At 68.2% G+C, this 19,631-nt stretch carries 20 protein-coding genes and 1 tRNA gene; 19 read left to right on the top strand and 2 right to left on the bottom strand.

Translation table 11 applies throughout. The features are described from left to right. Positions 1-11 precede the first annotated feature (11 nt). Positions 12-2,288: an LPS-assembly protein LptD gene (locus tag EV675_RS24240; protein WP_130360811.1), complete on the bottom strand. Its 2,277-nt coding sequence runs from the start codon at positions 2,286-2,288 to the stop codon at positions 12-14. 168 nt (positions 2,289-2,456) lie between these two features. Here EV675_RS24240 and EV675_RS24235 point away from each other — a divergent pair, with 168 nt between their 5' ends. The 19 genes from EV675_RS24235 to EV675_RS24150 all read left to right on the top strand — a co-directional run bounded on the left by EV675_RS24235 (position 2,457) and on the right by EV675_RS24150 (position 19,009). Further along, on the top strand, positions 2,457-3,536 hold the full coding sequence (locus EV675_RS24235; RefSeq protein ID WP_130360809.1) for an aminoglycoside phosphotransferase family protein: 1,080 nt from the start codon (positions 2,457-2,459) through the stop codon (positions 3,534-3,536). Continuing rightward, positions 3,536-4,213 (top strand): N-acetylmuramate alpha-1-phosphate uridylyltransferase MurU, encoded by a 678-nt coding sequence (murU, locus tag EV675_RS24230; RefSeq protein ID WP_130360807.1) that lies wholly within the window; start codon positions 3,536-3,538, stop codon positions 4,211-4,213. Before EV675_RS24235 ends, murU begins: the two co-directional genes overlap by 1 nt. 33 nt (positions 4,214-4,246) lie before the next feature. Further along, complete coding sequence (locus EV675_RS24225; RefSeq protein WP_130360805.1) at positions 4,247-5,596, top strand: aminopeptidase P N-terminal domain-containing protein; 1,350 nt, start codon at positions 4,247-4,249, stop codon at positions 5,594-5,596. A 7-nt stretch (positions 5,597-5,603) separates the two neighbouring features. After that, positions 5,604-6,779, top strand: a complete 1,176-nt coding sequence (locus tag EV675_RS24220; RefSeq protein ID WP_130360803.1) for a UbiH/UbiF/VisC/COQ6 family ubiquinone biosynthesis hydroxylase — start codon at positions 5,604-5,606, stop codon at positions 6,777-6,779. Between the two features lie 100 nt (positions 6,780-6,879). Further along, the gene (dusB, locus tag EV675_RS24215; protein ID WP_130360801.1) at positions 6,880-7,881 is read left to right on the top strand and encodes a tRNA dihydrouridine synthase DusB; all 1,002 of its coding nucleotides are present in this window, start codon (positions 6,880-6,882) and stop codon (positions 7,879-7,881) included. A 23-nt stretch (positions 7,882-7,904) separates the two neighbouring features. After that, the gene (locus EV675_RS24210) at positions 7,905-8,141 is read left to right on the top strand and encodes a helix-turn-helix domain-containing protein (RefSeq protein WP_087781600.1); all 237 of its coding nucleotides are present in this window, start codon (positions 7,905-7,907) and stop codon (positions 8,139-8,141) included. A 61-nt stretch (positions 8,142-8,202) separates the two neighbouring features. Next, the gene (gene purH / locus EV675_RS24205) at positions 8,203-9,789 is read left to right on the top strand and encodes a bifunctional phosphoribosylaminoimidazolecarboxamide formyltransferase/IMP cyclohydrolase (RefSeq protein WP_130360799.1); all 1,587 of its coding nucleotides are present in this window, start codon (positions 8,203-8,205) and stop codon (positions 9,787-9,789) included. A gap of 102 nt (positions 9,790-9,891) precedes the next feature. Then, positions 9,892-10,440, top strand: coding sequence for a crossover junction endodeoxyribonuclease RuvC (gene ruvC, locus EV675_RS24200; RefSeq protein WP_130360797.1), 549 nt, complete (start codon positions 9,892-9,894; stop codon positions 10,438-10,440). Positions 10,441-10,470: 30 nt separating this feature from the next. Further along, positions 10,471-11,046, top strand: a complete 576-nt coding sequence (ruvA, locus tag EV675_RS24195) for a Holliday junction branch migration protein RuvA (RefSeq protein ID WP_130360795.1) — start codon at positions 10,471-10,473, stop codon at positions 11,044-11,046. A gap of 16 nt (positions 11,047-11,062) precedes the next feature. Then, positions 11,063-11,710, top strand: a complete 648-nt coding sequence (locus tag EV675_RS24190) for a glutathione S-transferase family protein (RefSeq protein ID WP_130360793.1) — start codon at positions 11,063-11,065, stop codon at positions 11,708-11,710. 69 nt (positions 11,711-11,779) lie between these two features. Further along, on the top strand, positions 11,780-12,850 hold the full coding sequence (ruvB, locus tag EV675_RS24185; protein ID WP_130360791.1) for a Holliday junction branch migration DNA helicase RuvB: 1,071 nt from the start codon (positions 11,780-11,782) through the stop codon (positions 12,848-12,850). Between the two features lie 526 nt (positions 12,851-13,376). Further along, a complete protein-coding gene (ybgC, locus tag EV675_RS29880; RefSeq protein WP_242621581.1) occupies positions 13,377-13,814 on the top strand; it encodes a tol-pal system-associated acyl-CoA thioesterase in 438 nt (145 codons plus the stop codon). A gap of 51 nt (positions 13,815-13,865) precedes the next feature. Then, on the top strand, positions 13,866-14,543 hold the full coding sequence (gene tolQ, locus EV675_RS29875; RefSeq protein WP_124690732.1) for a protein TolQ: 678 nt from the start codon (positions 13,866-13,868) through the stop codon (positions 14,541-14,543). Then, positions 14,543-14,989, top strand: a complete 447-nt coding sequence (gene tolR, locus EV675_RS24175) for a protein TolR (protein WP_165404752.1) — start codon at positions 14,543-14,545, stop codon at positions 14,987-14,989. The genes tolQ and tolR overlap by 1 nt, the downstream gene beginning before the upstream one ends. Before the next feature lie 6 nt (positions 14,990-14,995). Further along, positions 14,996-15,958, top strand: coding sequence for a cell envelope integrity protein TolA (gene tolA, locus EV675_RS24170; RefSeq protein ID WP_130360789.1), 963 nt, complete (start codon positions 14,996-14,998; stop codon positions 15,956-15,958). Next, positions 15,958-17,319: a Tol-Pal system beta propeller repeat protein TolB gene (gene tolB / locus EV675_RS24165; RefSeq protein WP_130360787.1), complete on the top strand. Its 1,362-nt coding sequence runs from the start codon at positions 15,958-15,960 to the stop codon at positions 17,317-17,319. Before tolA ends, tolB begins: the two co-directional genes overlap by 1 nt. Positions 17,320-17,475: 156 nt before the next feature. Beyond that, positions 17,476-18,012 (top strand): OmpA family protein, encoded by a 537-nt coding sequence (locus EV675_RS24160; protein WP_130360785.1) that lies wholly within the window; start codon positions 17,476-17,478, stop codon positions 18,010-18,012. Between the two features lie 12 nt (positions 18,013-18,024). Then, complete coding sequence (gene ybgF / locus EV675_RS24155) at positions 18,025-18,798, top strand: tol-pal system protein YbgF (RefSeq protein ID WP_130360783.1); 774 nt, start codon at positions 18,025-18,027, stop codon at positions 18,796-18,798. A gap of 134 nt (positions 18,799-18,932) precedes the next feature. Continuing rightward, positions 18,933-19,009, top strand: a tRNA-Lys gene (locus tag EV675_RS24150). Between the two features lie 80 nt (positions 19,010-19,089). Here EV675_RS24150 and EV675_RS24145 read toward each other — a convergent pair. Next, complete coding sequence (locus tag EV675_RS24145) at positions 19,090-19,380, bottom strand: hypothetical protein (RefSeq protein WP_130360781.1); 291 nt, start codon at positions 19,378-19,380, stop codon at positions 19,090-19,092. Between the last annotated feature and the right edge of the window lie 251 nt (positions 19,381-19,631).

The following is a 19,631-nucleotide window of genomic DNA, read 5'->3' as shown; positions in this document are numbered from 1 at the left end:
CTTGGAAACCATCATTCGTACCTTTCGAACACCGTCCCTTTCTCAGGCGGCGGGTTGATTACCTGATAACCCGGGATGCTCCGGCGCAGCGTCGTCATCGGGCTTGCCCCGATGCCGCCGAATCCGGTCAGCTCGAGCTGGAAGAACATCGCGGTCGTGGCGTTGTCCTTGGCCACCGCGTAGCGCTGGCCGACCAGGCGGAAAGCCCAGCAGCACCCGCCGTTGTATTCGATCCCGGCCACCGCCTCGGCGATCCGGTTCTCGAACAGCGAATAGTTGATGCGCCCGATGCCGAACCAGCGGGGAGCCAGCGGCCACTGGAAGGCGATGTCGATCAACTCCTGCCCCGGCACGCTGACCGTCTCCCGCTTGTAGCGGTAGGCCAGCGATATCGTGCTGAGGCGCTGCGGACTCCAGCGCGCACCGATCGTGGACCGGGTCACGCGCTCGATCTTGGGATTGTATTGCACCGTCGTCTCGCCGCTGAGCGTGGACGTCAGCGCGCCATAGACCGACACCAGGAAGTCGGAACGGCCGTCGGAGCTGGGCTGCTCGCCCGGCAGCGTGACGCGCTGGTCGCTGAAGTACAGCCGCTGGGCTCCCATGATGCGCGCGCGTTCCACGCCGGTCTTGGGATCGAGCCAGCGCGTGGTCAGCGCCGCGGTCAGCTGGTTGGCCTCGGCGATGCGGTCCCAGCCGGAATAGAGGTTCTCGGAGAAGATCTGCGCGAAGTTGAAGTCCGCCAGCGCCGTGTCGTAGATGGGCAGGTTCGACTGGTTGCGGTACGGCACGCGCAGGTAGTACAGGCGGGGTTCCAGCGTCTGGCGAGCCTCCCTGCCGAGCAGCGTGCTGTCGCGCTCGAAAATCAGGCCCGTGTCCAGCGATACGATGGGCACGGTGCGGTTCGCGGTGTAGGACGCCGCGCCCTGGTAGGAATCGGTGTTGTAGCGGGTGGAATGGATGCCGACCTTGGGAATGAAGAAACCGCCCGGCCGGATGATGGGATACGACACCGACGGATAGGCGTAGGCGCGCGAACCGTTCACCAGCGTATTGCTGCGGAAGCGCGTGGCGTCCGCGTCCATCCGCACGTCGAAGCCGTTCCAGTCGTAGCGCTGGCCGGTCAGGTGCAGTTGCGGCTCGCGGCCGTAGGGCGGCAGGATGGGCGCCAGCGGATCCTGCAGCGTCTGGTAGCTGATCACGCGGCCGTAGGCTTCCCAATACCCCTGCTGCCAGTTCATCGAGAACGAGCGCTCCAGCGTGGCGGTCGAGGCCAGCCCCGTGCCCAGCACGGACAGGTCGCGGAAATACGCGTCGTCCGACGCCTTGGAAACGTTCCAGTTGAAACCCAGGTTGGGCGTCAGTTGCTGCCGGTGCTGCGAACTGAGCAGATAGCGGTCGCGCTGCGCGACCCGATCGTCGGGCAGGTAGCTCAGCCGCGTCACCCCGCTGAACGAAGGCTCCAGGTAGCGGAACTCGCCCGACAGTTGCAGCCCGCGGCGGGTCATGAACTTGGGCGTCAACGTGGCGTCGCGGTTGGGCGCGATGTTGAAGTAGTACGGGATGGAGAATTCCGGACCGCTCTTGCTGGTCAGGCCGAACGTGGGCGACAGGAAACCCGACTTGCGCTCGTTGTTCAGCGGGAAGGAAATGACCGGCGAAGCCAGGATGGGAACGTTCTTGAAATAGAGCACCCCGCCGTAGCCCACCCCGGTGCCGGCGTCGTAGTCGAAGTCGGCGCGCCGGGCGCGCAGCTCCCAGTCGGGCGTCTCGCACGCGCATCCCGAATAGCGCACCCGGTCGGCTCGGACCCGGTTCTGTCCCAGCATGCGGATGCGCTCGGCCGAGCCGCTGCCGCCGTTGAGCCCGAAGAAGAACCGGGCGTTGTCGATCTCGCCCGTGCCGCTGCTCATGTTGAGCTTGAGCCTCGGCCCCGTCAGCAGGTTGCCCTCGCGGAACAGCCGCACGTTGCCCAGCGCCTCCAGTTCGTCCTCGACCTGGTCGTACTCGATGGTGTCGCCCTTCAGGATGGTGTCCTGGCGCCGCACCTGCGCGCTGCCCTCCAGCCGGAGCTTGTCCTGGTCCTCGGCCGTGAGCTTGTCGGCCTGCATGAACACCGGCAGCTGGTCGGGATCATAGGTGTGCTCGCGCAGGCCCGGCGACAGGCGCAGGCCAGGGCCGGATACCGACCCGGCGCCGGCCTGGGACTCGGACGGACCGTCTTGCGCATAGGCCAGCGGCGCTACCGCAAATGCTGCAAACAGGCTGAACCACCGGATCAATCGCACGGGCCTCGAGGAATGGAAAAAACGGAAAGTCGAAGAATACGCGAGCCGACGGCCGCGCGCGGTAAAAAAAGATAGCGGCCCGCGGCTTTCGGCGGAGGGCGCCGGGCCCCGCCGAAAAGGGGGCCGGGTTCATTCCGGGAACCGATATCGGTCGGTATTATAGGAGGCATGAATGCCATTCCCGATCAAGCCGCCGGCCAGGCCGGCGCCGACCCCAGGCGAACCCAGGTCGCCGCCTGGCTGTCCAGCCTTCCCCAGCAGCTCCAGCTCGCCCCGTCCACCCTCCAGCCGGCCTCCAGCGACGCCAGCTTCCGGCGGTATTTCCGGGTCGCCATGGGCCCTGGCACCGCCGTCGTGATGGACGCTCCGCCCGACAAGGAGGACTGCCGCCCCTTCCTGCACGTGGCCGGGCTGCTGCACGGGGCCGGCGTGCACGTGCCGCGCGTGCTGGCTCAGGACCTGGGCCAGGGCTTCCTGCTGCTGTCGGACCTGGGGCGCAGCACCTACGTCGATTACCTGCGGGGCACGCCCACTCCGCACGACACCCATCGCATCTACATGGACGCGCTGGCGGCCCTGGTGAAGTTGCAACAAAGCGCAACCACCGGCCTGGTGCGCTATGACAAAGCCCGCCTGGCGACCGAGCTCGAGCTGTTTCCGGACTGGTACGCCGCGCGCTACCGCGGCCAGCCCCTGGACGCGGCCGACCGCACCGCGCTCGACGCCGTGTTCGAGACGCTGATCGACGCCAACCTGGCCCAGCCCTTCGTGCTGGTGCACCGCGACTACCACTCGCCCAACCTGATGCTGACCGACCTGCCGGCGGGCGGACCGGACTACGGCCCCAATCCCGGCGTCATCGACTTCCAGGATGCCGTGATCGGCCCCATCACCTACGACCTCGCCTCGGTGCTGACCGACGCCCGCACCACCTGGGACGAGCCGCAGCAGCTCGACTGGGGCATCCGCTACTGGGAGATGGCGCGCCAGGCCGGCCTGCCGGTGGCGGCCGACTTCGCCGACTTCCATCGCGCCTACGAATGGATGGGCCTGCAGCGCAACCTGCGCATCCTGGGCGTCTTCGCCCGCCTGGCCCACCGCGACGGCAAGCTCGGCTACCTGGACCATATGCCGCGCGTGAACGCTTACGTCCGGCAGGTGGCCGGCCGCTACCTGGCCTTCAAGCCGCTGATGAAGCTGCTGGACAAGCTCGACGGCCAGACGCCGGCCACCGGATACACCTTCTGATGCGCGCCATGATCCTGGCGGCCGGGCGCGGCGAACGCATGCGCCCGCTGACCGACACCGTGCCCAAGCCGCTGCTGCCGGCGGGCGGCAAACCGCTTATCGTCTGGCACATCGAGCGGCTGGCTGGGGCGGGGATGCGCGACATCGTCGTCAACCATGCCTGGCTGGGCGCACGCATCGAGGAAGCGCTGGGCGACGGCTCGCGCTGGGGCGTGCGCCTGCGCCATTCGGCCGAGCCCACGGCGCTGGAGACGGCCGGCGGCATCCGCCAGGCCCTGCCGCTGCTGGGCGACGAACCCTTCCTGGTAATCAACGGCGACATCTGGACCGACTGGGATCCCGCCCTGGCCCGGGCCGCCGCCGACGACCTGTCGCGGCAGGACCGCCAGGCCTGGCTGGTGCTGGTCGACAACCCTGTCCACCACCCCGCGGGCGATTTCCGCCTGGCGTCATCCGGCCTGGTCCAGGACGGCGAGCCCCGGCTGACCTTTGCCGGCATCGGCGTCTACCAGCCCGCGCTGTTCGCCGGCCTGCCGGCGGGCGAACCCGCCAGGCTGGCGCCCCTGCTGCGCGCCGCCATGGCCCGCGACCAGGTCGGCGGCATGCATCACGGCGGCCGCTGGACCGACGTGGGCACGCCGCAGCGCCTGGCCGAACTCGACGCCAGCCTACAATAGACCCTGGTCATTCCCGCGCACGGATCCATCGCCATGAGCATTCCCGCCCCGGACCCCGCCCCCTTCGCCGCGCGCCGCCGGCGCGTGCTGGACACCATGCATGCCCGCGGCGGCGGCATCGCGATCCTGCCCACCTCGCGCGAACTCGTCCGCAACCGCGACGCCGAGTTCCCGTTCCGCTTCGACAGCGACTTCTTCTACCTGACCGGTTTTCCCGAACCCGAGGCCTGGCTGGTCCTGGTCGCCGGCGCCGAAGACCGCAGCATCCTGTTCTGCCGCAGCAAGAATCTGGAACGCGAGATCTGGGACGGCTACCGGGTCGGCCCCGACGCAGCCGCCGAGCAGTTCGGTTTCGACCGCGCGCTGCCGGTCGAGGCGCTGGCCGACGAGCTGCCCAAGCTCATCGCCGACCAGCCGGCACTGTTCGTGCCCATGGGCAGCGACCGCCTGTTCGACACCCACCTGCGCGGCTGGCTGGACCGCGTGCGCGCCATGGGCAGGTCCGGCGCCACCGCGCCGGCCAGCAGCTACGACCTGCGGGCCATCCTGGCCGAAATGCGCCTGGTCAAGGACGCCTTCGAGATCGAGACCATGCGCCGCGCCGGCGCCATCTCGGCGGGCGCCCACGTGCGGGCCATGCGGACGTCGCGGCCGGGCCTGCACGAATATGAGATCGAAGCCGAACTGCTGCACGAATTCCGCCGCCACGGCTCGCAGGCCGTGGCCTACAACTCCATCGTCGCCACCGGCCACAACGCCTGCGTGCTGCACTACCGCGCCGGGGATGCCGAACTGAAGGACGGCGACCTGCTGCTGATCGACGCCGGCTGCGAGCTGGACGGCTACGCCTCGGACATCACCCGCACCTTCCCCGTCAACGGCCGCTTCAGCGGTCCGCAGCGCGCGCTGTACGACCTGGTGCAGGAAGCGCAGAACGCCGCCGCCGCCCGGACCCGCCCCGGCGCGCGCTGGAACGAAGGCCACGACGCAGCGGTCCGCGTGCTGGCGCAGGGCATGATAGACGAGGGCCTGCTGACGGGCACGCTGGACGGCGTGCTGGAGTCCCAGCAGTACGCCCGCTTCTACATGCACCGCACCGGCCACTGGCTGGGCATGGACGTCCACGACGTGGGCGACTACCGCGAGCCGGGGGCGGCGGCATCCGCGGACGCGCCTCGTCCGTGGCGCGAACTGCGGCCCGGCATGGTGCTCACCATCGAACCCGGCATCTACGTGCGCCCCGCGGCCGACGTGCCCGAGCGGTTCTGGGACATCGGCATCCGCATCGAGGACGACGCCGTCGTGACCGAGTCCGGCTGCGAGCTGATCACCCGCGGCGTGCCCGTTGCCGCCGACGAGATCGAAGCCCTGATGCGGGGCTGACGCGGGCATGCACGCGGACGTCACCATCCTGGGCGGCGGCCCCGTCGGGGCCACGCTGGCGCTGTTCCTGGCCCGCGCGACCGCCCGGCCCGAGCGCATCGTGCTGTGCCGGCCCCGGCGCCCCGCCGTCGCCGCCAGCGCGGCGTCCGATCCGCGCTCGATGGCGCTCAACCATGGCAGCCGGGTGCTGCTGGCGTCGCTGGGCGCGTGGCCGGACGGCGGCGCCGACATCCTGCACGTCCACGTCTCGCAGAAGGGCCGCCTGGGCCGCACCCATATCTCGCACACCGACTTCGGCGTGCCGGCGCTGGGCACCGTCGTGCCCTATCCGGCCATCGTCGAGGCCCTGGACGCCGCGCTGGCGCTGTCGGGCATCACCGTCCGCGCGGGCGAGCCCGCCGCCATCCTGCGGCAGGAGGGCGACGCCGCCGTGGTGGGACAGGACAAACAGGAATGGACTACCCGGACCTGCGTCCACGCCGAAGGCGGCACCTTCGACCACCAGGCCCGCAACGAACTGCACCGCGACTACGGCCAACATGCCGTGCTGGCCATCGTGCGCGCCAGCCGCCCGCGCCCGGGCTGGGCCTGGGAACGCTTCACCGCCGAGGGGCCCCTGGCCCTGCTCCCCTACCCCGCCGGTCCGGCCCACGATTCCGGCCGCTATGCGCTGGTCTGGTGCTGCCGCCCCGGCCACGCCGAGCGCCTGGCGGCCCTGGACGACGGCGCCTTCGCCCACGCCCTGGGCCAGACCTTCGGCACCCGTCTGGGCAGTTTCGCCGCCGCCGGTCCGCGCCACCGCTACCCGCTGGGCATCAACCTGCGCCGCCACGTCGTCGACGGCAATACCGTCGCCATCGGCAACGCCGCCCAGACCCTGCACCCGGTGGCCGGCCAGGGCATGAATCTGGGCCTGCGCGACGCCGCGCGGCTGGCCGAAAGCCTCGCCCCCCTGCTGCGCGATCCGTCGGCCGGCGCCGCCCCGCTGCTGGCGGCCTACGCCCGCGCCCGCGGGGCCGACCGCTGGCTGACCAGCGGCCTGACCGATTTCATGCCGCGCGTCTTCACGACCGGCCTGGCGCCCGTCGAACATGCCTGCGGCCTGGCCCTGCTGGGCCTGGACATGTCGCGCACGCTGCGCGGACCGCTGGCGCGACAATTGATGGAGGGGCTTCGGGCCTGATCGCCGCGGCGCCCCGACAGCGGTACAATCCCCGCCTTCCTCGGACATTTTTGCCCACGCGCCGCATCCCCCCTGTATGGGGCTGACGGCGCATTCAGTCATGCGCATCGGCCCCTACGACCTTCCGAACAACGTTTTCGTCGCTCCCATGGCGGGCGTGACGGATCGTCCGTTCCGCCAGCTGTGCAAGCGGCTGGGCGCCGGCCATGCCGTGTCCGAGATGGCCGCCAGCAACCCCCGGCTGTGGAACAGCGTCAAGACCTCGCGCCGCCTGGACCACGAAGGCGAAAGCGATCCCATCGCCGTGCAGATCGCCGGCAGCGACCCTGACCTGATGGCGCAGGCCGCCGTCTTCAACGTCGGCAAGGGCGCCCGCATCATCGACATCAACATGGGCTGTCCGGCCAAGAAGGTCTGCAACGTGGCCGCCGGCTCGGCCCTGTTGCGCGACGAGGACCTGGTCGCGCGCATCCTGGAGGCCGTCGTCCGCGCCTGCGAGCCGCTGGGCGTGCCCGTCACGCTCAAGACGCGCACCGGCTGGTGCCGGGCCGACCGCAACGTGCCGCGGGTGGCGCGGCGCGCGCAGGACATCGGCATCGCGGCCCTGGCCCTGCACGGCCGCACCCGCGAGGACCTGTACATGGGCGAGGCGGAATACGAGACCATCGCCGCGGTCAAGGCCGAACTCGCCATTCCCGTCATCGCCAACGGCGACATCGATACGCCCGAGAAGGCGCGACGCGTGCTGGATGCCACCGGCGCCGACGCCGTCATGATCGGCCGGGCGGCCCAGGGCCGGCCGTGGCTGTTCCGGGAAATCGACCATTACCTGCGCACCGGAACCCGCCTGCCCGCTCCCACGCAGGCGGAGATGCGCGAACTGCTGCTGCAGCACCTCGACGACCACTACCGTTTCTACGGCGAATACACGGGCGTGCGGACCGCGCGCAAGCATATCGGCTGGTATCTGGGCTCGCTGCCGGGAGGGCCGCAGTTCTGTGCGCAGCTGAATTTGATAGAAAACACGCGCGACCAATGGCAGGCGGTGGCCGACTGGTTCGATCGCCCGATCGACACGCCAGCCTCGCGGCTGGCCGCCTAGGCCGCGCATCAAGGAAACAACCAATGAAAGAACATACGCTTGAAGAGTGCGTACGCCACACCCTGGACCGCTACTTCAAGGATCTCGAAGGCGAGACGACCAGCGGCATCTGGGACATGGTGCTGACGGCCGTCGAGCGTCCCATGCTGGAGGTCGTGCTGGAGAAGGCCGACCGCAACCAGTCGCGCGCCGCCGAGATGCTGGGCATCAACCGCAACACCCTGCGCAAGAAGCTCGACCACTATCAGATCAAGGTCTAACCCGGCCCCTTCATCCCCATTGTCCCGTGCCGGCCCTGGCACGCCATTCTGCCCCACACCCATGAAAATCGAACGCGCGCTTCTTTCCGTTTCCGACAAATCCGGCATCGTCGACTTCGCCAGGGCCTTGCACGACCGCGGCGTGCAACTGCTGTCCACCGGCGGCACGGCCAAGCTGCTGGCCCAGGCCGGCCTGCCCGTGCAGGAAGTTTCCGACTACACCGGCTTTCCCGAGATGATGGACGGCCGCGTCAAGACGCTGCATCCGAAGATTCACGGCGGCCTGCTGGCCCGCCGCGACGCCCAGGCCCACCTGGACGCCATCGCCAGCCACGGCATCGGCCGCATCGACCTGCTGGTGGTGAACCTCTATCCCTTCCGCGAGACCGTCGCCAAGCCCGGCTGCACCTTCGCCGACGCCGTCGAGAACATCGACATCGGCGGACCGGCCATGCTGCGCGCGGCGGCCAAGAACCACGGCACCGAGGCCGGCGGCGTCACGGTCGTCATCGATCCGGCCGACTACGCCCAGGTGCTCAAGGAAATGGACGCCACCGGCGCGACCTCCTACGCCCTGCGCCTGAACCTGGCCAAGAAGGTGTTCGCCCATACCGCCTCGTACGACGGCGCGATCGCCAATTACCTGACCAGCCTGACCGACGCGCCGGCCCAGGAGGCCGTGCCCGCGCGCGAGGCCTATCCCGAGATCCTGAGCTTCCAGGCCGCCAAGAGCCAGGCCATGCGCTACGGCGAGAACCCGCACCAGTCCGCCGCCTTCTATCGCGACACCGCGCCGGCCGCCGGCCTGCTGGCCAACTACCGCCAGTTGCAGGGCAAGGAACTGTCCTACAACAACATCGCCGACGCCGATGCCGCCTGGGAATGCGTGCGCACCTTCGATGCGCCGGCCTGCGTCATCGTCAAGCACGCCAATCCGTGCGGCGTGGCGGTCTCGACCGACGCGCTCCATGCCTACCAGCAGGCGTTCAAGACCGACCCCACCTCCGCCTTCGGCGGCATCATCGCCTTCAACCGTCCCGTGGACGCGGCCACCGCGCAGGCGGTCAGCAAGCAGTTCGTCGAAGTGCTGCTGGCCCCCGCCTACGAGGCCGGCGCGCTGGAGATCTTCGCCGCCAAGCAGAACGTGCGGCTGCTCGAGATCCCCATGGGCGACGGCGTGAACGCCTTCGACCTCAAGCGCGTGGGCGGCGGCTGGCTGGTGCAGCAGCCCGATTCGTTCAACGTCGCGCGCGACCAGCTCAAGGTCGTCACCAGGATCGCGCCCACCGCGGCCCAGATGGACGACCTGCTGTTCGCCTGGAAGGTGGCCAAGTTCGTCAAGTCCAACGCCATCGTGTTCGTGGGCGGCGGCATGACGCTGGGCGTGGGCGCCGGCCAGATGAGCCGCGTCGACTCGGCCCGCATCGCCTCGATCAAGGCCGAGAACGCCGGCCTGTCGCTCCAGGGTTCGGCCGTGGCCTCCGACGCCTTCTTCCCGTTCCGCGACGGCCTGGACGTGGTGGTGGACGCGGGCGCGAGCTGCGTCATCCAGCCCGGCGGCAGCATGCGGGACGCGGAGGTCATCGCGGCGGCCGACGAACGCGGCATCGCGATGGTGCTCACGGGCACCCGCCACTTCCGGCACTGATGAGCCCCCCCCTACGCGCTGACGCGCCCCCCCCGGGGGGCGGCGCTGGCGGACCGGCAAAGCCGGATCCGCGGCGCCCTGGATATGGGGAAGGCTGACGTCATGCGTATTCTTGGGGTGGACCCCGGCCTGCGGCGTACGGGTTTCGGCGTGATCGAATCGGATGGTCCGCGGCTGCGCTATGTCGCCAGCGGGACCATCGTGGTGCCCGCCGACGATGACCTGTCCGCGCGGCTCAAGATCATCCTGGACAACCTGCGGCAGGTCGTGCGCGATACCGCGCCCGATTTCGCCGCCGTCGAGAAGGTGTTCGTCAACACCAACCCCGCCTCGACGCTGCTGCTGGGCCAGGCGCGCGGCGCCGCGCTGTGCGCGCTGGCCGACACCGGGCTGCTGGTGCACGAATACACCGCGCTGCAGATCAAGAAATCGGTGGTGGGGACCGGGCGGGCCGCCAAGACCCAGGTACAGTCCATGGTGCAGCACCTGCTGTCGCTGGACGGCGCCCCCGCGGCCGATGCCGCCGACGCGCTGGCCTGCGCCATCTGCCATGCGCACATCTCTCCCATGGCCGATCGCCTGCGGGAGCATGGCAGCCACCCCGCCTTCGCCCGCCGCGGCACCCGGCTGCGGGCCGGAAGATTAGTATGACGCGCGACGACAAGTCGCCAAGGTGAATTCATGATCGGACGCCTGACCGGAACGCTGGTCGAAAAACAACCGCCCACCGTCTGCCTGGACGTGAACGGCGTGGGCTATGAACTGGACGTGCCGATGAGCACGCTGTATTCCCTGCCCGAACTCGGCGCCCGGGTGACGCTGCTCACCCACCTGGCCATACGCGAGGATGCCCACGTGCTGTACGGCTTCGGCACCGCGGCCGAGCGCGTCACCTTCCGCGAACTCATCAAGGTCAGCGGCGTGGGCGCCAGGATCGCGCTGGCCGTGCTGTCGGGCATGACGGTGGCCGAGCTGTCGCAGGCCGTCACCCTGCAGGAGGCCGGCCGCCTGACCCGCGTGCCCGGCATAGGCAAGAAAACGGCCGAACGATTGCTGCTGGAACTCAAGGGCAAGCTGGGCGCCGATCTTGGCGCCGCGGCCGGCCACGTGGTGGCCGACGGCCAGACCGACATCCTCAACGCCCTCGTGGCGCTGGGCTATTCCGAACGCGAGGCCGTGGCCTCGGTGAAGAACCTGCCGGCCGGCGTGGGCGTATCGGAAGGCATCAAGCTCGCGCTCAAGGCGCTGGCACGCTAGGGCCGACGGAGGCCGCATGCTCCGGATCTGGGGACGGCGCAGTTCGTTCAATGTGCAGAAGGTGCTCTGGTTCGCGGGCGAACTGGGTCTGGCCTACGAACACATCCCCGCCGGCGGCGACCACGGCGTGGTCGACACGCCGGAATTCCGCGCCCTGAACCCCCATGGCAGGGTGCCCGTCATCGACGACGACGGCACCGTCGTCTGGGAGTCCCACACCATCCTGCGCTACCTGGCGGCCCGCCACGGCGCCCCCGGTTTCTGGCCGGCCGACCCGGCCGTCCGCTCGCAGGCCGAGCGCTGGATGGACTGGGCGCACACCTCGCTGCAGCCCGCCTTCCTGACCGGCGTGTTCTGGGGCTACTACCGGACACCCGAACCCCTGCGCGATCTCGATCGCATCCGCGCCCGCATCGAGGAATGCGCCGGCTATTTCCGCCTGCTCGATGCGCGGCTGGCGAACCAGCCTTTCCTGGGCGGCGAGCGGTTGACCCTGGCCGACATCCCCGCCGGCACCGCGCTGTACCGCTATTTCGAACTGGACATCGCGCGGCCCGACGTGCCCCACGTCCAGGCCTGGTACCAGCGGCTGCGGCAGCGTCCGTCCTATCGCGAACACGTCATGGTGCCCTTCGACGAACTGTACGGGCGGCTGGACTACTGAGCCGGCGCCCTGGCCACGGCCCGGCGCGGAACGGGCTAACATACCGGCAGTTCAAGGCAGAATACCCCCATGGCGATCCAGCCCGACAAGCTTTCCATCCGAGACGACGCCCCCGACATGCGGGTGATCTCTCCGCGCGCCTCGTCTCCCAACGAAGAGGCCATCGAACGCGCGCTGCGCCCCAAGGCGCTCGACGAATACGTCGGCCAGCGCCGCATCCGCGAACAGCTCGAGATCTTCATCGCCGCCGCGCGCAATCGCCAGGAATCGCTGGACCACGTCCTGCTGTTCGGCCCGCCGGGCCTGGGCAAGACCACGCTGGCCCACATCGTCGCGCGCGAGATGGGCGTCCAGTTGCGCCAGACCTCGGGCCCGGTGCTGGAGCGGCCGGGCGACCTCGCGGCGCTGCTGACCAACCTGGAACGCAACGACGTCCTCTTCATCGACGAGATCCACCGCCTGTCGCCGGTGGTCGAGGAAATCCTGTATCCCGCGCTGGAAGACTTCCAGATCGACATCCTGATCGGCGAAGGCCCCGCCGCCCGCAGCGTCAAGCTCGACCTGCAACCCTTCACGCTGGTGGGCGCCACCACCCGCGCGGGCATGCTGACCAACCCGCTGCGCGACCGCTTCGGCATCATCGCGCGCCTGGAGTTCTATACCGCCGACGAGCTGTCCTCCATCGTGACCCGCAGCGCCGGCCTGCTCAACGCCGCCATCGCCGAGGACGGCGCCCGCGAGATCGCGCGCCGTTCGCGCGGCACGCCCCGCATCGCCAACCGGCTGCTGCGCCGGGTGCGCGACTACGCCGAGGTCAAGGCGGGCGGCCGCATCACCGGCGAAGTCGCCCACGCCGCCCTGGCCATGCTGGACGTCGATCCGGCCGGCCTGGACATCATGGACCGCAAGCTGCTGGAAGCCATCGTCTACAAGTTCGACGGCGGCCCCGTGGGCCTGGATAGCCTGTCCGCCGCCATCGGCGAGGAACGCGACACCATCGAGGACGTGATCGAACCCTACCTGATCCAGCACGGCTACGTCCAACGCACCCCGCGCGGCCGCATCGCCACCCAGGGCACCTACCGCCACCTGGGCCTGACCCCGCCCGCGCAAACCGGTGGCGATCTATTCTCCAGTTGAGGCAAGCCGTCCTCGGGCGAAGTGTCTCGCTTTGCTACGCCCCTGGATCAAGAGACGATCTCCCCAGCCCCAGGAAACAGCGGATCCGGCTCCGCCGGTCCGCCCCCTGGGGGCGCGCGCAAGCGCGTAGGGGGGACAAAAACAAAACCCGTGCCTGGGCATCCCCCAGGTCACGGGCTCTACTGTGCAGGGCACAGTTGACATCAAGTCGGACGAGATCATGAACGGCGCTGATGACGCGGCCATGACAGCGCGAAGCGGAATCGTCCAACCATGAAAATAAAAGGGTGGAAGCGTCGATAACCCGGACGGCGCCACCCACGCACCCGAAGCCGCACAGGCTTGCAATCAACGCTTCCTGGCGTCTGACGGCCCTGGCGCGCTAAAGTTTCCCGCTTTACAAGCCGTCACATTTGGCACAATGCCCGGATGGCGGCCGGATGCCCCGGGCCGGCGGGTTGTTTACAATTTCGCCCCGGGGCCTCACCGGCCCCAAGATCGCTCGACTCGTCCAAGGTTCCGCCTCGTGCTCCAACCCGCCAGTGCAGATTTCCGGTTTCCGATCCGGGTCTACTACGAAGATACCGACGCCGGCGGCGTGGTCTACTACGCCAACTACCTGAAGTTCTTCGAACGCGCCCGCACCGAATGGCTACGCGCGCTGGGCGTCGAGCAGCGCGCGCTGGCGGACCGGACCGGCTGCATCTTCGTCGTGCGCGGCATCGATACCCAGTACCGGCGGCCGGCCGCCCTGGACGACAGCCTGACGATACGCAGCCAGGTGTCCCGCCTGGGCAAGGCTTCCATCGATTTCCTGCAGTTTTGCGAACGCGGCGATGAACTGCTCGCGACCGGCAAGGTCCAGGTAGGATGCGTCGATCGCGCGACGCTGCGTCCGCGCGCGCTGCCGCCCGACCTCGTCCGGGCGCTCGCGCCGCTCGCGGCGGAACCCGCTACCGATTAATCCCGACATCAACCCTTCAGGCCCCCTCTTTCGCCCCCCAAAGGACTCTGCATGAACGTCAACCAGGACATGTCCATCCTGTCCCTGATCACCCAGGCAAGCTTTACCGTCCAGTGCGTGATGGCCATCCTTGCCATCGTTTCGCTGATGTCCTGGACCTACATCTTCCGCAAGCACTTCGCCATCAAGCGCGCCAAGCAGCAGACCGAGCGCTTCGAGGCCGACTTCTGGTCCGGGGGCGACCTGAACATGCTGCACCAGGCGGTCACCACCCGGCGCGGCGAACAAGGCGCGCTGGCGCGCATCTTCGAGGCCGGCATGGCCGAATTCGTCAAGGGCCGCCAAAGCAAGCTGAGCGACGTCAACACGCTGCTGGACGGCTCCCGCCGCGCGATGCGCGCCGCCTACCAGCGCGAGATGGATTCGCTCGAGTCCCATCTCGCCTTCCTGGCCTCCACCGGCTCGGTCAGCCCCTACGTCGGCCTGTTCGGCACGGTCTGGGGCATCATGCACGCCTTCCGCGGCCTGGCCAACGTCGAACAGGCCACCCTGGCCAGCGTCGCGCCCGGCATCGCCGAAGCGCTGGTGGCCACGGCCATCGGCCTGTTCGCCGCCATTCCCGCGGTGGTCGCCTACAACCGGTTCTCGCACGACATCGACCGGCTGTCCATCCGCTTCGACAGCTTCATCGACGAGTTCCTGAACATCCTGCAACGACAGGTGCGCTGATGCCCTCGACCCGCTCCAGCAACCGCGGCGGCCGAGGTGGGCGCCGCTCCATGAACGAGATCAACGTCGTCCCGTATATCGACGTCATGCTGGTCCTGCTGGTGATCTTCATGGTCACCGCGCCCATGATGTCGCCGGGCCTGATCGACCTGCCCACGGTCGGCAAGGCCTCGCAGGTGCCGGTCAAGCCGCTCGAGATCATCCTGGCGGCCGACGGCAACGTCACCATCCGCGACCGCGAACGCGGCGACAGCACGCCGCACGCCGTCCCGCGCAACGACCTCGCCCGCCTCGCGCGCGAACGCCAGTCCGAACACCCCGACCAGCCTGTCGTCATCTCCGCCGACCGCAAGGCCCAGTACGAGTCCGTGCTGAAGGTCATGGACGACCTGCAGCGCCAGGGCGTCAAGCGGGTCGGCCTGCTGGTCAAGCAACAAGGCTCCTGATTGCCCATGGCGCCCAACGACCGATCCAACCGACCTCTCCGACGACCGCCGGAACCCGGCAAATGGAAATCCTTCGGCCTGGCGGTGCTGATGCACCTGCTGCTGGCCGCCGCCCTGATCTTCAGCCTGGACTGGAACCGGCGCTCGCCGGGTCCGGTCCAGGCCGAACTGTGGACGGCGCTGCCCGCGCCCAACCAGCCCGAGCCGCCCACCCCCACGCCCGAACCGGAACCCGAGCCGGTCAAGCCTCCCCCGCCGCCGCCTCCGCCGCCCGAACCCAAGGTGACGCAGGAGAAGCCCGACATCGCCATCGAGCAGGAAAAGAAGCGCCGCGAGGCTGAACGGCGCGAGGCCGAGGAGCGCGAGGCCGAGCGCAAGCGCGAACTGCAGAAGCTGGAAGAAAAGAAACTGGCCGACAAGCGCGCGCAAGAAAAGAAGGAAGCCGAACAACGCGAGGCCGACAAGAAGAAGGCCGACCAGTTGGCCGCCGACAAGGCCGCGGCCGAAAAGAAAGCCGCGGCCGACAAAGCCGCCGCCGACAAGAAGGCTGCGGCCGACAAGAAGGCCCAGGCCGAGCGCGACCGCAAGCTGCGCGAGGCCTTCCGCAACGACACCGCGCGCGCGGCCGGCCTGGAAGGCGGACGCGAGGGCGGCACCGCCAGCCGCAACCAGGCGGGCGGCGGCGGGGGCGATCCCGGCTATGCGGACCTGGTGCGCGCTTGCATCAAACCCGGAGTCATTTATAGTGCAAGTGGCAGTTCCTCCGACGGGAACCCCACGGCCGTGTTCCGGGTCCAGTTGCTACCCACCGGGGAACAGGCGGGCGCGCCGCGCCTCGTCCGCTCTTCGGGTTCACCGGCTTTCGATCGCGCGGTCGAGACCGGTATCCGGCGTTGCGACCCCTTCCCGCGGCCGTCTTCCGGCCGATACGAGTCCAACATAGAAGTTCAATATCGGATGTTCGACTGATGACATTTGCAAATCCCGCTTTCCCCCCCTCGTCCGCCCTGTCCGGCAGCGCTCGCCTGCGTGACCTCGGCAACCGGCTAGGACGGCGGCTCCTGCAATGCGCCGCGGCGCTGGCCGCGGCGGCTTTCGCCCTGGGCTCCGCTCCGGCCCGCGCCCAGCTCACCGTCCAGATCTCGGGCGCCGGCGCCAATCAGTACCCGGTGGCCATCGCCAACTTCGAATCGGCCGACCCGCAGGGCAAGGCGATCGCGGAAATCATCCGCGCCGACCTGAACCGCACCGGCCTGTTCCGCATCATCGATGCCGGCGACACCCCGCTGTCGGACTCGGCCGTCATCGGCTTCGCCGCCTGGAAGACCCGCGGCGCCGACGCGCTGGCCGTGGGCAGCGTGCAACGCACCGGCGACGGCCGCTACGACGTGCGCTATCGCCTGGTCGATACGGTCAAGCAGGCCCAGATCGACGGCGTGGCCTTCGCCTCGGGCGCGAACGAAATGCGCCGCACCGCGCACCAGATCGCCGACCGCATCTACGAGAAGCTGACCGGTGATCGTGGCATTTTCGCAACACGCATCGCCTACGTGCTCAAGCGCGACAACATCTACGAACTGCAGATCGCTGACGCCGACGGGCAGAACGCCCAGACCGCGCTGCGCTCGCGCGAACCCATCATCTCGCCCGCCTGGTCGCCCGACGGCACCCGCCTGGCCTACGTGAGCTTCGAATCGCGCAAACCTGTTGTGTATGTGCACACTATCACCACGGGTCAACGGATACCGGTTGCCAATTTCAAAGGTAACAACAGCGCTCCGGCCTGGGCGCCCGACGGTAACCGCCTGGCGGTCGTTTTGACCCGTGACGGCCTGTCCCAGCTGTACATGCTGAACGCCGACGGCTCGGGCCTGCGCCGGCTGACGCAGTCTCCCGGCATCGACACGGAACCCACTTTCACGCCCGACGGCCGCGGCATTCTCTTCACCAGCGACCGCGGCGGCAGCCCGCAGATCTACCGGCTGAACGTGGACAACAATCAAGTCGAGCGCGTCACGTTCAAAGGGACTTACAATATTTCTCCCCAGTTGTCGCCTGATGGCAAAACCTTGCTGTACGTCACCCGCCGCGCCGGCTTCCAGATAGCTTCCCTAGACCTCGCCACCGGTAATGAGCTCGTCCTCACCAACGGCGGCCGGGACGAATCCCCCAGCTTTGCCCCCAACGGAAAGATGATTCTTTATGCAACATCGCAGTCCGGCCGCGGTGTGCTGGCTGCGGTTTCGAGCGACGGTCGCGTTACCCAGACTCTGTCGGTGCTCAACGGTGATGTACGCGAACCCACCTGGGGGCCTTTCCTGAACAATTGATTATCTGAAACAGGCCCCGCTGTCGCGGCCTCGCATCGTTGTCACGTCTTGCAACCTTGCGTGCCGTGGGGCTCATGTGACACTTTAGGATCACGTTTCGGTCTGGTCATCGTCTTTTCCAACCCACTATCGTCCCTCGGAACCCAAGGAAAAATCATGTCTACTCGTGCATTCAAAATGTTCGTCGTGGCGAGCGTTGTCGCGGTAGTCTCGGCTTGCAGCAGCCCCGTCAAGCTCGATGAGAGCAGCAACGTCCCGGTCGAAGACCGCTCCGGCCAGAACACCGGCGCCAACACCAGCGGCGTCGCCCGCGTCGACACCACCCAGCAAGGCCTGGATCCCTTGAACGATCCCAAGGGCGTGCTGGCCCAGCGCTCGGTGTACTTCGACTTCGACAGCTACGCCGTCAAGGACCAGTACCGTCCCATCGTCGAGAACCACGCGCGCTTCCTGAACAACAACCGCAACCGCAAGGTCGTGATCGAGGGCAACACCGACGACGTCGGCAGCAGCGAGTACAACCTGGCCCTGGGCCAGCGCCGCTCCGAAGCCGTGCGCCGCATGATGGTGCTGCTGGGCGTGCGCGACGACCAGGTCGAAGCCATCAGCTTCGGCAAGGAAAAGCTCAAGTCCACCGGCACGGATGAAGCCTCGCGCGCCGAGAACCGCCGCGCCGACATCGCCTACCGCTAAGGATCCGCCCTCATGACGCTCCGCACTTCCCGCCTCCGGCTGCTGGCCGCCACCGCCTGCATCGGCGCCAGCTTGACGGGTTTCTCGGCCCACGCGGCCCTGTTCTCCGACGACGAGGCGCGCCAGGCCATCATCGACCTGCGCAAGGAAGTGCGCGAGCGCTCCGATCAGCAAGGCCGCAAGCTGGCCGACGACCTGGCCCAGAGCCAGCGCAGCCAGTTGCAGCTTGCCTCGCAGATCGAGCAGTTGCAGCAGGAAATCGCCCGCCTGCGCGGTCAGATCGAAATCCTGACCAAGCAGGTGGCCGACACCCAGCAGGCCCAGAAGGACATCTACCTGGACCTCGACACGCGCCTCAAGCGCCTCGAACCCCAGACGGCCTCGATAGACGGCCAGCAGGCCACCGTGGGCGCCGACGAAAAGCGCGCCTATGACGCCGCCATCGACCTGTTCCGCAACGGCAACTACGCCGACGCCATCCCCGCCCTGTCGAACTTCGTCCGCCAGTACCCCCAGAGCCCGTACGCACCAGCCGCGCAGTTCTACGTCGGCAGCAGCCACTACGCGCTCAAGGACTACAAGGCGGCCATCACGCAGCAGCAGGCGCTGGTCAAGAACTTCCCCACCAACGTCCGCGCGCCCGACGCGCTGCTGGTCATCGCCGGCAGCCAGGTCGAACTGAACGACCGGCGCGGTGCGCGTACCACGCTCGAACGCATCGTGCGCGACTATCCGGGCGTGCCCGCCGCGCAGACCGCGAAGGATCGTCTTGAACTGCTGAAGTGACGCGGCGCGCGCTCAAAAGCCAAAGAGCCGGATATACCGGCCCTTTTCATTTGACAAAGCGTCTTCAGGTTGCCATAATTTTGGGCTTCGGGTCGCAAGCTCAGTTGATCGAGCGGCGAATTCCGTGAGTACGTGGGGTGGTAACTCAGTTGGTTAGAGTATCTGACTTTTAATCAGAGAGTCGAGGGTTCGAGTCCCTCCCACCCTACCAACCATCTTCCGATGGTTGCAGCAAAAGGCCTCCCAAGCGGAGGCTTTTTTGCGTCGGCCCACCGACGCGCCAGCTACCCGCTACTCGTTCGTGACCGCCTTCGGATGCAGCCGCAGCGTCGCCTGCGAACTCCCTGCCTGCGCCGCATACGGGCGCATGGCCCGCACGTCGGTCACGTTCTCGATACCTTCTTCCTTGACCCGCTTCAGGAAGCTGACCCGCTCGCGGTAGTACTCCGCGTACATGATCGCATCGCGCACCCGCTGCTCGGCGCGGTACAGCGCCAGCCGCGCCTCGTTCAGCGCCTTCTCCGCTTCTCTTTCCGGGGTCGGGGCGTGACTCAGTACCCACCTGCGAAGCCACTCGAGCATCATGCCCTCCATTTGAAGTGAGGTTGGGCAAAGCTTAATCCATGGCCTTCGCTGCCAGCCGATTTTCGCGAATGTTTTACCTTCTCAGATGTAACGCTTTCCACCGAAGCCCGGGCAGACTGCCGGCCCGGGCCGATCTATCGCGGCTCCCGCGTCATCGGGTGACAGCGGCATGACGGCAGGCGTATCGGCAACGCAACAAGGGCCCGACGCGAACACGCCGGGCCCTTGGTCCAATCGCTGCGGAAAGA

This window comes from Pigmentiphaga kullae, assembly GCF_004216695.1.
GTDB classification, from domain to species: Bacteria; Pseudomonadota; Gammaproteobacteria; order Burkholderiales; family Burkholderiaceae_B; genus Pigmentiphaga; species Pigmentiphaga kullae.
Note: the sequence above shows the minus strand (reverse complement) of the source record. Positions and strands in the feature narration are given on the sequence as shown.